2 protein-coding genes and 1 pseudogene are annotated in these 13,994 nt (G+C 65.0%); 2 read left to right on the top strand and 1 reads right to left on the bottom strand.

The genetic code is table 11. The annotated features are described in order from the left end of the window. Nucleotides 1-52: 52 nt before the first annotated feature. Nucleotides 53-5,539, bottom strand: a complete 5,487-nt coding sequence (locus X751_RS153025; RefSeq protein WP_023744566.1) for an alpha-2-macroglobulin family protein — start codon at nt 5,537-5,539, stop codon at nt 53-55. 277 nt (nt 5,540-5,816) lie between these two features. Here X751_RS153025 and X751_RS01000000163755 point away from each other — a divergent pair. Together X751_RS01000000163755 and X751_RS153020 are read left to right on the top strand one after the other, a co-directional pair. Further along, nucleotides 5,817-7,756: pseudogene (locus tag X751_RS01000000163755) on the top strand (autotransporter assembly complex family protein). A 2-nt stretch (nt 7,757-7,758) separates the two neighbouring features. Further along, on the top strand, nt 7,759-13,806 hold the full coding sequence (locus X751_RS153020) for a translocation/assembly module TamB domain-containing protein (protein ID WP_023744567.1): 6,048 nt from the start codon (nt 7,759-7,761) through the stop codon (nt 13,804-13,806). The last annotated feature ends 188 nt before the right edge of the window (nt 13,807-13,994 follow it).

The following is a 13,994-nucleotide window of genomic DNA, read 5'->3' on the forward strand; positions in this document are numbered from 1 at the left end:
GGGAGAAGGAGATGGTCGCGGACATCGGCGTGTTCATCTTCGTCAAGGCGCCTTACGGCGCCTTGATCTCCATCATGCCGGTGGCGGTGCGGGCCGAATATTGCGGCCGGTACATGTCCTCCACCGTGGTTGCCGGATGGGCATAGGTGCCCGGCGTTACCGCACGCACGACGTAGGCCAGCATGATGTTGCGGTCGCCATCGCCGTCATTGGGATTGAATGCCGCGACGAAACGGTCGTCGCGGAATTCGAGATGGGCTGCGTCCGTTTGCGCCAGCCAGGTGAAGTTCGACAATTGGGCGCTGGAGACAAGGCCCGGATTGTCGATCTCGAAGCCGGCCGGCAACAGGTCGGTGATCAGCAGGCGCGAAGGCCAGCGGTTCTGCTCGTAAACCTTGAGCACGACCACGTAGCGTTCGTTCTGCGTCGCCTCGGTGACGTTGGCTTCGGTGCCATCGAGCTTGTAGTAGGTGCGGTCGATGGTGAAGCCGTCGCCGCCGGCCGGCAAGGGCTCTACCGGCGAGGCGACCGTGGTGACGACCGCCTGCAGCGGCGTGGCGCCGGTGTTGGCGATGGTCAGCGGGCTGTCGGCAATGTCGGTGCCGCTGAGGTGGTTGGAATATCCACCTGCATGCGGCGCGCCGTTGACCGACAGCGTGATCGAGTCGTTGCCCGACTTCAGCGCGCGGGCCGCCAGAAGCATCCAGGACTCGTCCTGCGTGCTGGTCCAGCGGGCATCGGCGCGTTCCCTTGCCACCAGCCGGATCAGCTCCGGCACGATGGTCGGCACCGGCTTCGATTCGGCGGCGAGCGCCAGGATCGCGGCGCCATCACGCAGCCGCGAGCCATAGTCGGACCGGTAGTAGTCGTATTCGGTGGTCGACTTGGCCAGCTGCAGCGCCGTCTGGAAGGTTGCTTCCGAACGCTGCGCGTCGCCGTAGAGCGCCAGGCTCGCCGCCAACTGGGCGACGGCCATCGGGCTCGAGAAGGCTTCGAGCTTGGTGTCGGCGTAGTAGCGCAGATCGCCGACCGAGGCCTTCTTGTTGCGGGCCAGAACATAGAGCGCGTAGGCGATTTCGCTGCCGCGATCCTGGACGTCCTGGTCGTAACCGACCGAGTTTTGCAGATTGCTCAGCGCCTGGCTCATCGCCAGCGCCGGCACGTCGTAGTTCTGCTCGCGCGCCCGGGTCAGGAAGTCGGTGACGTAAGAGTCAAGCCACAGGTCGCCGGAGCCCGGACCCCACAGGCCGAAGCTGCCGGCCGAAGCCTGGTAGCTCAGCACCTTGTAGATGGCGGCCTGCACGCGGCCGTGCAGTTCGGGATCGCTTTGCATGCCAACGCCGGACGCCAGATCGTTGACGTAGAGAAGCGGCATGGCGCGGCTGGTGGTCTGCTCGGCGCAACCATAGGGGTAGCGGTCGAGCGTCATCAGCAGTGACGGCACGTCGAAGGCGGCAGCCTGCGAAACGCCGACGCTGATCGAGGCGCCGTCGAGCAGGCTTGCCGCGAGCAGCTCCTTGTCGACGCGCAGAGAGCCGCCATTACCCTTGAGGTCGACGACCAGACGGGTGGTGACCGGCAATTGCGCCGGACGCACCGGGACATACAGCGTCTGCTCGACGGAGGTGCCGTCGCCATGGGCGAGCTTGATGGTGATCGAGGCATTACCCGCCGTCTGTGCAACCAGCGGCACGGTCAGCGTCTGGCGCTTGCCCTTGGCGAGAGTCAGCTTTTCGGGCAACGGCTTGTCGCCGGTCGAGAGGTCGCCGGTCGTGGCGATCGACAGGGCATAGTCGCCCTCCGGACCGTCGGTGTCGGCGACATCGAGCCGCATGATCGCTGCATCTCCAGGCGCCAGGAAGCGGGGCAGGCCGGCGGTGATCACCACCGGATCGCGCACGATGACATCGGTCGTGGCATGGCCGACGGCCTCCTTGGTCCAGGCGACGGCCATGACGCGCACGGTGCCGTTGAACTGCGGGATGTCGAAGTCGATCCTCGCCTTGCCGTCGGCGTCGAGCTGGACCGGGCCGGAGAAGAAGGCGACCAGCTTTTCGGTCGGCGGACTGCCTTGCGGCTGCATCGAGGCGCCGTCGCCGCCGGTCCTGAGCTTGCCGCTGGTGCCGAGCGAGCCGTCGATGAGACGGCCATAGATGTCGCGGACTTCGAGCCCGAGCATGCGCTGGCCGAAATACCAGCCCTCCGGATCCGGCGCCTTGTAGTTGGTGAGGTTCAAAATGCCGACATCGACGGCAGCGACCGTGACATAGGCATTGCTGCCCGGCGCTACGCCGGCGACCGAAACCGGGATCGACAGCTGCTGGCGCGGCATCGTCTTGTCCGGCGGCGTCAGGGTAACCGCGAGCTTTTTCGAGCCTGGGTCGACCGTCAGCCATTTTACGCCGATGGCGCGCGCCGGCATGCGGGTTTCCTGCGCATCGCCGGGCCGGAACAGGGTTGCGGTGATGTAGGCGCCGGCGCCCCAGTCGTCGCCGACCGGGATCTCGACCGTGCTGCCGCCGGCCGGCACGGTTGCCGTGACGGTCTTGAGCAGCTTGTCGGCGCCGATGGTGACCAGCAGTTCGCCGGCAAAATGCGGCGACACTTTCAGCTTGGCCACGTCGCCGACGGCATAGCTGTCCTTGTCGAGAGCGATCTCGAGCCCGTCAGGCGTTTCGGTGGAGGTCGAGGAGACATACCAGCCGGCGTCGAACTCATAGCTGGTCGCCGGGCCCTCGGGATCGGCAGTCTCGATCTCGAGCCGGTACTGGCCCCAGTCGACCGGCATCGTCACGGTCGCCTCGGCATCGGCGCTGAGATCGACCTGGCCGTTGGCGATCGATTTGGTGAAGGTGACCGGTTCGTAGTTCCACGAGTTGTTGTTGCGATACCACTGGTAATTGCGTTCGACCTTGACCAGCGACCACTGCGCGCCCTTCAGCGTCTCGCGCTTGCCGTCGGGATCGACCGCGATGAGGCTGAATTTGGCGGTGCCGCCCTGCGGCACCTCATTGTCGGCGAAATCCGGACGAATGCCGATCATGTGGCCTTGCGGGCGGATGCCGATGTTGAGCGAGCGCTCGATGGCGCGGCCGCCGGTTTCGCGCATGCGAACCGTGACCTTGGCGTCGACCAGCTTGGTGGTCGCGGGCAATTGGTCGACCGTGACCGGGAAGGTCGCCTTGCCGTCGTCGCCGACCACCGGCAGACCGGTGAACGGGGTGACCGAAGGCTCGGCCGACTGCTCGTCGGCAAGGCCGAACGAATAGCCGGCGAAACGGTCCCAGTCGCGCGCCGTCGACAGCGTCAGCTCGCCTTCGAGCGCGAGGCCGGCGGCCGGCGCGCCATAGAGGAAGCGGCCGTCAATGTCGATGTTGGCGGTTTCGCCCTGTGCGATCTCCTGCTTGTCGGACTTCATGTCGAACTCGATGCGATCCGGCACGAAGTCTTCGACCAGGAACATCTGGCTGGAAACGGCCGCCTGCTTGGGATCGGTATAGATCGACACCGTCCAGGTGCCGCGCATGGCGTTGGCTTCCAGCGGCAGGTCGACGGCATAGCCGCCGGCCGAGACGCCATCGGCAACGATGCGGCGGTTCTCGACGCCGTCGGGACGGGTGAAGATGAAGGTCAGCGGCAGGTTTTCCACCGCTTTGGAGGCGCCGTCGCGGGCAAGGGCTGCGACATGCACATCCTCGCCGGCGCGGTAGATGCCGCGTTCGGTCCAGGCATAGACATCGAGCGCGCCCGGTGCGGCGCGTCCGGCGACGCCGCGATCGGACAGATCGAAGCCGGCGCGGCCCATGTCGAGGAAGACGAAATCGTTGTCGCCCTGCTTGGCCATCAGAACGGCCGGCATCATGCCGCCGTCGCCGCGCGTCAGGCCGGGGTTGAAGACAGCATGGCCTTCGGCGTCCGACGTGGCTGTGCCGAGGAGTTCATTGTTCCTGGCCAGCAGCGTCAGTTCGGCGCCGGCGATCGGCTTGGCGGTTCCGAGCGAGCGGGCAAAGACATTGAGGCCATCCTGGCCGGTATAGGTCGACAGGCCGATGTCCGAGACGACGAACCACTGCGTGGCAAGCGAATTGTAATTGTCCTCGTCATTTTCATTTACCGCTTGCGCGGTCAGCACGTAGACGCCGGGCTTGCGCTGCGGCAAGGCTTCGTCGACCGGGAACGAAGTCGTGACGTCCTTGTTGAGGTCGTTGGCGATATCGAGCTGCCCCTGCCAGACCGGCTCACCCATCTGGTCGGAAATGCTGGAGATATCATAGCCGTCGAGCTGCTTCAGGAACTGATAGCCGGACAGAAGCTGCGCCAGCGAACGATCGCCGATGCGGTAGAGCTTCATCTGCGCGGCATTCATGTTGACGGTGACGACCGGGATGCCGCGGCGGGCGCCGGCGGGCAGCACGAAGCTGTCGCCGGTGAAGCGGGCGGACGGCGCGCGGTCCTGCACATAGATCGACAGCACGACCGGAGCGGCGGTGACCTCGCCAATGGCGGCCGGCAGGCCGGCGCGGAAGGTCACTTCGTAATGTTGGCCGTGCTCCAGGCCTTCGACGCAGATCTGCTTGTCCTTGGCCTCGACGCCCTTGGGCGGCTGGTTGTCGACGGTGACGAACTGGGCGTAGTCGACGCCGGTCTTGACCAGCTCCTCGGAAAACTGCGCGCAAATGCGCGGCGCGCTGGTGTCGGCGTCGATCGAGTGATCGATGACGCGGAAGCCCTTGCGGGCCTTGAGATCCTCATATTCGGCCTTGACCGCCGGCGAACTGACCAGCGCGAGGCTGGCTTCATAAGCCTGCAGGGCTGGACGGTAGAGATCGCGGCGGTCGAGGCCGTTGCCGAGCAGCGCCAGCACTTCGGCGCGGGTCTTGGTGGTGCGCAGCAATTTGTAGGCGTTGATGGCGGCGGAGGTGCCTTTGACCGGCAGATTGTAGGATTCGGAGGTGCCGTTGGCCGGCTGTATGGCAAGCGTTTCACGCGCCAGACCGAGCCAAAGCTGGCCGTCGTCAGGCAGGACCGAGACCGCGGCCTCGTATTTGTTCATGGCCTGGCCATGGTCGCCGGTCAGTGCAGCCTGTTCGGCGGCGGCGCGGAGTGATTCCAGCCCGTCGGTCGGCTTGTCATAGGCCGGATCGGTCAGCTTGTTGCGGTATTGCTGGGCCTGGTCGGCCATCCAGTTGGGGAAGAAGGCGAGTTCCGGCGGGGCGCCGATATCGGGGTCGCCATCGACATTGACGACCTTGCCCGCGACCGCGCCGCTGAAGGGTTTCAACTGGTTATAGTCGGATTTTAGGAAGCACCATTTGGCCTTGTTGTTGTAAGTAAAGGCGCGGCAGGCGGGGTCGCCGAGGCATGTCGTCTTGCACTGATCGAGGCTGACATTCTGGTCCGATCTGAGATCGAAGCCGAAATAGTCGGAATTATTTGAGGTCACCACCCGGCGGGCTTCGGCCGCTTGCGCTACAGACCCCCAGGCGAAAATGAGAAGAATCAAGATCGACAGACCACGAGCCGCCGCGCGCATCGCCATAACACCCTCCAGACACTGCTACGTCCGCGGCATGTTCAAGCTTCAGTCAAGCTTGTCAACACGAGGACGGGCAGGTTTCCGCCCGCCAACGGTTCCCAAACCGGCCAATGACCGGTATGCCGATAGTTCATCCACGGGAAAGGGATCACGCTTTCTTGCGAAAACGCAGAAGGTGTGAATTCCAAGCCCTGCCTATTTCAGACAATTGGATTGTGGCCCCTTTACGAGCGCTTCAAAACTTCATTCCAATTTTAGTTTTGTAACCTAGGTTGTCCTGATGCCGGCGTATGAAGCGCAGATGTCGAAGGTAAGTGCGCCACGGCGCACGCTTTCGCGTGCGCTGATTGTGGCGTTGGCGTGCTCGACCGTGCTCGTTGCCGAATCGGGGTCGGCGGCCGCCTTCGAGCTCTTCGGCATCAAATTGTGGGGCTCTTCGAATGACGAGGACGCCGATATCGTCGACCCGCTGCGCTATGCGGTGACCATCGAAGCGCCCGATGCCGACAAGGACCTGGTCAAGAAGCTCGAAAACGCCTCGTCGCTGAAATCCGACGAAGACCGCCCGGTTTCCGGCTCGCTCGGCCTTTTGGCGAAGGCGCGTAGCGACCGCGAACAGCTGGTCGCCGCGCTTTATGCCGACGCCCGTTATGAAGGCGTCGTCACTATCACCATCCAGGGCAAGGCGCTCGACGATTTGCCGCCCGATGCCGAATTTACGGGTCCGCAGCCGATCCCGGTGGTGATCAGCATCTCGAGCGGGCCCAAATTCACGCTCGGCAATATTCGGCTGGAGGGCGATGCCGCCGGGCTGGCGAGCGCCGATTTCGGCCTGATAGCCGGCGGCGATGCCGGCTCGGGCGCCGTGCTCAAGGCCGAGGCGCTGATCGTGCGGGCGCTGAAGCAGGAGGGCCGGCCGCTGGCCCGGATCACCGACAGGCAGGTCGTGGCCGAGCACACCACCTCGACGCTCGACGTGACGCTGACGGTGGCCGCCGGGCCGGTTGCCGGTTATGGCGACACCACCGTCGATGGCACCGAGAAGGTCAATCGCGAGTTCACCGAATATATGACCGGGCTGAAACGCGGCCGGCAATATTCGCCCGACGAGATCGACGATGCCCGCGACCGGCTGCTGAGGCTCGAAGTGTTCAACAGCGTGACGCTGAAGGAAGCCGACAGTCTCGACGCCGACGGCAACATTCCGATCGGCGTTCAGGTCAGCGAGCGCAAACCACGCTATTTCGGCGTTGGCGGCACTTTCTCCAACACCGAAGGGCTAGGCCTGGAAGGCTATTGGGGCCACCGAAATCTGTTCGGCCGGGCCGAAAAGCTGCGCATCGAGGGCAAGATCAGCGGCATCGGCAGCAACGATCTCAGCGAGCTCAACTACAATGCCGGCATCATGTTCGAGAAGCCGGGCGTGGTCGGGCCGGCCTCGAAATTCATCGCCAGCGTCAAGACCGTCCTCGAACATCCCGATGCCTACGACCATTTCTCGGTCAAGGGCAGCACCGGCCTGTCCTATGAGATCGACAAGAAGCAGACGGTTTCGGCTGAAATCGCGCTGGACTATTCCAGGATCACCGACGCCTTCGGCAAGCACAAATACCTGATCGCCAGCATTCCGCTGCAATATGTCTATGACAACAGGGACAACCGGCTCAATCCGACCAGCGGCTTCAGGGTTCTGGCCTATGCCGAACCGAGCTACGACATTCTGAGCNCATTCTGAGCGGCGCCGCCTTCCTCAAGCTCAGGGGCGAGGGGTCGGCCTATCAGTCGCTCGACACGGCCTCGAAATTCGTGCTTGCCGAACGCGTCGCGCTGGGTTCGATCGTCGGCACCGGCCTTCAGAACGTTCCAGCCGACAGGCGCTTCTATTCCGGCGGTGGCGGCTCGGTGCGGGGCTATGCCTATCAGGGCATCGGACCGAAGGACATCGACAATCAGCCGATCGGCGGGCTTTCCTTCTTCGAAACATCGGTCGAAATGCGCATTGCGCTGACCGACACGATCGGCATCGTGCCGTTCGTCGACGCCGGCACTGTCTCGACCACAGCGACGCCGGACTTTTCCGACGTGAAGGTCGGCGCGGGCGTTGGCCTGCGCTACATCACGCCGTTCGGGCCGCTGCGCATCGACGCCGCCGTGCCGCTCAACCGCGACCGTGGCGACCCGCGTTTCGGCATCTATGCCGGGATCGGACAGGCGTTCTGACGATGAAGATTTTGAAACGCATCCTTCGCCTGTTTTTCTACACGCTGCTGATCGTGGCGGCGGCGGGCATCGGCGCGCTGGTCGTGCTGACCAAGACCGAGCGCGGCCGCGAAAATCTCGCCGGCATCATCTCTGACATGGCCTCGTCAAGGGACAGCAAAGTCACGGTCAGCGGCATTAACGGTATCTGGTCCGGCGCGCTGACGGTCGACCATGTCGTGCTGGAAGACCGCGAGGGCGCCTGGCTGGTGGCCCGCAAGGTGGCCATCGACTGGTCGCCGCTGGCGCTGCTGTCGAAGAATTTCAGCGCCGACCGCATAGCGGCCGAACGGATAGAATTGGCACGGCTGCCTGTGGCGAGCACCGAGCCGAGCAAGAGCGGGTCGGGCGGCCTGCCGGTTTCGCTTGATATCAGAGCGATCGATTTGCCGGAGATCGCGCTCGGCCAGCAACTTGCCGGCAGCGGCATTGCCGAACTTGCGGCCAAGGGATCGGCCAAGGTCGATGCGTCGCCACTGGCGATCCAGACGGTGCTCAACGTTACCCGCCATGACGGCAAGCAAGGCAATGTCGACGCCAACATCCACTTCGCGCCGGATGAAAACAAGCTCGACCTCGATCTCAAGGCTTCCGAGCCGGCCGGCGGCATCATCGCCAACCTGCTCAAGCTACCCGGCGCGCCGCCGGTCAACATCGTCGTCTCGGGCACCGGGCCGCTGGCCAACTGGAGCGGCATCGGCACCTTCATGGTCGACGGTCAGATCGTTACCCAGCTCACCGGCCGGCACCAGCTCACCGACAAGGGCAACCGGATCGAGGCCAAGGGCGACGGTTCGTTCGAAGGCTTCCTGCCGGAACGGTTCAAGTCGCTGTTTGCCGGCAAGACCAGCTTCGACCTAGCCGGCACCGCGACCGCGGCCGGCGGCGTCGACATCGAGCGCGCTGCGATCGAGAGCGACGCAGTTCATGGCACCGCTGCCGGCATGGTCGACCCCAAGGGCGCCAGTGACCTTTCGGTCGAACTCGTGGCCAAAGCCAAGCCGGTCACGGTCAATGTCGGTACCCAGGCGCAGCCGATCATGGTGGCCATCAACAATGTGACCGCGCGCGCCTTCGGTGACGGCAAGGCGCCGATGATCGATGCCGGCGCTTCGCTCGTCTCGGTGGTTGCGGGCGGTTCTCAGGTGAACAATCTCGATGCGCGGATCCATTCCGACGGTTTCGACATCGAGAACCGCAGCGGCCCGGTCAGCGTGTCGCTGGCGGCGGCCGGGCTGAAGACCGACGTGGCGACGCTGGCGCCGCTGATCACCGGCAAGCTGACGGCCTCTCTTGCCGGTTCGATCAGCAGGGACGAGATTTCGCTCGACGAAGGCACGCTGCGCAGCGATGCTCTCAATGCCGGGCTGACGGCTAAGGTGACGCTGGCCGATCTCGCCATGACGCTGAAGATGAATGCGGATGCTGTGTCGACGGCGCTGCCGCCGCAGATCAGTTCGCTGCTTGGCGAACGGGTCAAATTCTCGGCGACCGCGACGCGCGATCCGCAGGGCTCTTTCGCCGCCAACTCGATCGAACTCACTTCCGGTTCGCTGAGCGCCAGCGGCACCGCCAGCGCGCAAGGCAGCGATATCCAGGCCGACATCAAGGGCAAGCTCGGCGACGTCTCGGTGCTGTCTTCGCTGGTCGGCGTGCCGATCGCCGGCGGGGTCGATTTCGCGCTGACGGCAAGCGGCGCGCGCAACGCACCGGATTTCTCGGTTTCGGCCGACAGTGCCAGCCTGACGGCCTCCGGCCGCACCGTCAAGGACATCAAGCTGACCGCATCGGGCAAGGCCGACATTGTGAGCCCGGCCGCAGATGTCTCGCTGACCGGCGCGGTCGACGAACAGCCGCTCGCCATCAAGGCGGCGCTGGTGACGAGCGATGGCAAGCGCTCCATCAAGGGGCTCAGCGTAGCGCTGGGCGACAACAAGGTGTCGGGCGACCTCACGCTCGATGAAAAATTCCTGCCGCTGGGGACGCTGACGATCTCCGCCCCCGATATCGCGCCGCTGGCGTCGCTGGCCGGGCAGACGGCGGCCGGCGATATCGGCGGCACCGTGGTGTTCGCCAAAGACGGCGAGGCTCCCACTGTCACCATCAATGCAGCCAGCGTGTCGATCGCGCGCGGTGATGTGGCAGCCAAGGCAGTCACCGTCAGCGCACTGATCGCCAACTATCTCAACAGCCCTGCGATCTCCGGCACGATCAAGGCCGAGAGCGTGACCTCGGGAACGACCGTCGTCAGTGGCATCGGCGTCGACCTCAAGCGTGACGGCGACTGGACGAATTTCACCGGCGGCGCAACGATATCAGGCATTCCGGCGACAGCTGCCGGGCGGGCGAAGATTGCCGGGGGCGCGACCAGCGTCGAGATCGCGTCCGGCGAGGCGACGGTGCGCGGCATCAAGGTGGCGATCGCCGAGCCGTCGAGCCTGACCATTGCCGATGGCATAACCAACATTCAAAGGCTGGTAGTCGATCTCGGCGGCGGCTCGGTGACGCTGTCGGGCACGGCGGGCCAGACGCTCGATCTGGCGGCGACCTTCTCGGCGCTGCCGGCTGCGCTTGCCAATGGCTTTTCGCCCGGCCTCGATGCCGCGGGCACGCTCGACGGCACGGCGCAAATCACCGGGCCGTCAGCAAATCCCGACATTCGCTTTAATGCAAAACTGGCCGGCGCCGAGACCAGCCAGACCCGTCAGGCCGGGCTCGGACCGCTCGATGTCGATGCGGCCGGCAGCTATTCGACGGCCGGCGGCGTCGTGCTGGATCAGGCGACGCTGTCGGGCCAAAAAATCTCCGGCAAGGCCGCCGGCACCGTCAACCCGAACGGCGCCAGCGATTTCGCGCTCGATCTGACATCGTCCGGTCCGAGCCTGCCGTTGACGCTGGGCAGCGCGGAAAGCCCGATCAAGCTCGAATTGCAGGCGCTGTCGGTGAAGGCGGCCGGGCAGGCTGCGCAAGCCAAGCTCGACATCTCGGCGGTACTGCCTTCGGTGGCGACGGATGACGCCAAGGTCGAGGGCATTGCGCTTGCGCTGCATTCCGATGCATTTGATATGAAAAGCCGAACCGGTCCGATCTCGGGCACGGTGACGGCGGACAAGATCGGTCTAGACAATCCGACCATCGCGCCGCTGATCGTCGGCAAAATCACCGCCAAGGTCGCGGGCAGCCTGGCGGCCGATGCGATCACCATCGACAGCGGCTCGGTGCAGGGCGATGCGCTGGGCAGCGCCTTCAATGGCCGTGTCGGCTTTGCCGATGGAGCAATCGACCTCAACCTCAACGCCGACGTGCTGTCGGCGGCGTTGCCGGCGGCGGCGCGCAGCGTGCTGGCAGAGCGCACGCAGCTCAGCGCCACGCTGAAGCGGGATGCCAATGGCAATGTCAGCGCCAATCCGGTCACGCTGGCGTCGGGCGCACTGACCGCGGACGGTCAGGCCAGCCTCGCCGACAACAAGCTTAGCGCAAATATCAAGGGTGCACTGGCCGACATCTCGCTGTTGTCGAAAGATGCCAAAGGCGCGATCAGCTTTGCACTCAACGCGCAGGGGCCCAGCCTGGCCCCGGATCTGTCGCTGACGGTCAGCAGCGACCGGCTTCTCGTGGCGGAACGCGAAATCACCGGGTTGAAGCTGACCGCCACCGGCAAGGCCGATGCCGCCAATCCGGCGGCCAATGTGCAACTGACCGGCAATGTTGCTGGGCAGGCGCTGCAAGGCAGCGCGGTGCTGGCGACGGCGGACGGCAAGAGCGCCATCAACGGCCTGCTGCTGTCGCTCGGCAAGAACAAGATTTCCGGCGACCTTGCGCTCGACGAGGCTTTCGTGCCGGTCGGCACCATCGCGCTCGACCTGCCGGATATCGGGCCCCTGGCGGCGCTGGCGCTGGAAAAGGCCGAAGGCGACGTGCGCGGCACCATCGCCTTCTCAAAGACCGCGGATGGCCCGAACGTCGCCGTCAAGGCTGCGACCGCTTCGATTACGCGCGGCGACCTGCAGGCGAAGACGGTGTCGATCGATGCGCTGGTCGCCAACTATCTCGCCGCGCCGGTCATCTCGGGCAAAATTCGCGCCGACAGCGTCATTTCCGGCGGCACCGCCATCAGCGGCATCGATGTCGATTTGAAGCGCGACGGCGACTGGACCGGGTTTTCCGGCGGCGCCACCGTCAAGGGCATTCCGGCGAAGGCTGCGGGCAGGATAAAGGTGGCTGGCGGCACCACCACCATCGAACTCGCTTCCGGCCAGGCCACGGTGCAGGGCATCAAGGCGGCCATCGCCCAGGCCTCGACCGTCAGCATCGCCAACGGCACAACGACGCTGGACAAGCTGGTGCTCAATCTCGGTGGCGGCACGGCGACGGTGACCGGCAAGGTCGGGCAGGCACTCGACATCAGTGCCGCGCTGTCGAAGGTGCCGGCTTCGCTGGCCAACAGTTTTTCGCCGGGCCTCCAGGCCGCCGGTTCGATTTCAGGGACTGTGAAGGTGACGGGCGCGTTGGGCAATCCGGCTGTCGCCTTCGATATCGATGCCGGCGGGGTGCAGACCTCGCAGACGCGCAGCGCCGGTCTTGGCGGCATGAATATCTCTTCGTCGGGAACATTTGCCGGCAAGAAGCTCACCTTCAACGCCGACATCAGCGACGGCGCCGGGCTTGGCCTCAAGGGCGGCGGTACGGTGACGACGGCCGGCACACCAGCGCTGGTGCTCGACTTCAACGGCAAGGTGCCATTTTCCTTCCTGGCCGCCAAGCTTGCGGCGCAAGGCCTGTCGCTCAGCGGCACCGCCAACGTCAATATCCAGATGCGCGGCCCGGCGGCGTCGCCGGTGATCGGCGGCACGGTCAGCACGTCGGGCGCCCGCCTGGTCGACGCGCGCTCCGGCCTTGCCGTCAACGACATTGCCGCCGACATTTCGATCGGCAACGGCGTTGCCCGGATCAACCGGCTGACCGGCACGCTGTCGACACGCGGCAGCCTGTCGGCCTCCGGCACCCTCGGCATCAATCCGGCGCAAAGTTTCCCAGCCGATTTGTCTATCAAGCTGGTTGACGGCCGCTATACCGACGGCAGGGTGGTGACAGCCAATCTCGGCGGCGACCTGACCATCAAGGGGCCGCTCACCTCGGCGCCGGTGATTTCGGGCACCGTCAATCTGGCCAAGACCGTCATCACCGTTCCCGATAAGCTGCCGGGCTCGCTGGCAGCGCTCGGTGTCAAGCACAAGAACGCGCCCGCCTCCGTGCGGGCGCAGGACAAGGCCTTGCGACCGGCGGCGGCCAGCGGTGGTGGCGGCAGTGGGCTTGTCCTCGACGTCACGGTCAATGCGCCGAACCAGATCTTCATCCAGGGCAGGGGCGTCGATGCCGAGTTCGGCGGTTCGCTGAGGCTGACCGGCCCGGCGGCTTCGCCGCAGGCGGTCGGCACCTTCACCTTGCAGCGTGGGCGGCTGTCGATCCTCGGCAAGCGGCTGACCTTTACCGAAGGCACGGTCGGCTTTTCGGGCTCGCTGGTGCCCTACCTCAACTTGACCGCGACATCGACCACGACCAGCGCCACCGTCACCATCGTCGTCTCGGGCGAAGCGACCAATCCGAAATTCGACTTCTCATCGGTGCCGGCGCTGCCCGAGGACGAGGTGCTGGCGCAGCTGATTTTCGGCCGCTCTATGTCGAACCTGTCGCCGCTGCAGATCGCGCAGCTGGCCGAGGCCGCCGGCCAACTGGCCGGCGTCGGCGGCTCGACCTCGCTGCTCGAAAACCTGCGCAGTGCAATCGGCGTCGACGACCTGGATGTGACCACCGATGACCAGGGCGGCACCGCCGTGTCGGCGGGCAAGTACCTCAATGACCGCACCTATGTGACGATCCAGAAAGGCGACAGGCCAGGGTCGGGCAAGGCGACGATCGACCTCAATGTCGGACGCGGCGTCAAGCTGCGCGGCGAGGCCAATGATGGCGGCGAGGCCAAGGGCGGCATATTCTACGAAAAGGAATATTGAGTTCCTGGCCCTTACCGCCACCGGAACTGGCGCTGTGTCAACCCGCCCAAATGTATCAATTACTCGCCTAAGCAGATTCCGGCGGAATCTGGGCGCGCTAGCACTTTTGCGCCAAGTCTGTCGTTATCACGCGAACCGCTCCCTTTTCAAAGTTGCACATTCCCTAACAGGTTCCGTAGCCATGCCGT

Source organism: Mesorhizobium sp. LNJC394B00 (assembly GCF_000502555.1).
Taxonomy (GTDB): Bacteria; Pseudomonadota; Alphaproteobacteria; order Rhizobiales; family Rhizobiaceae; genus Mesorhizobium.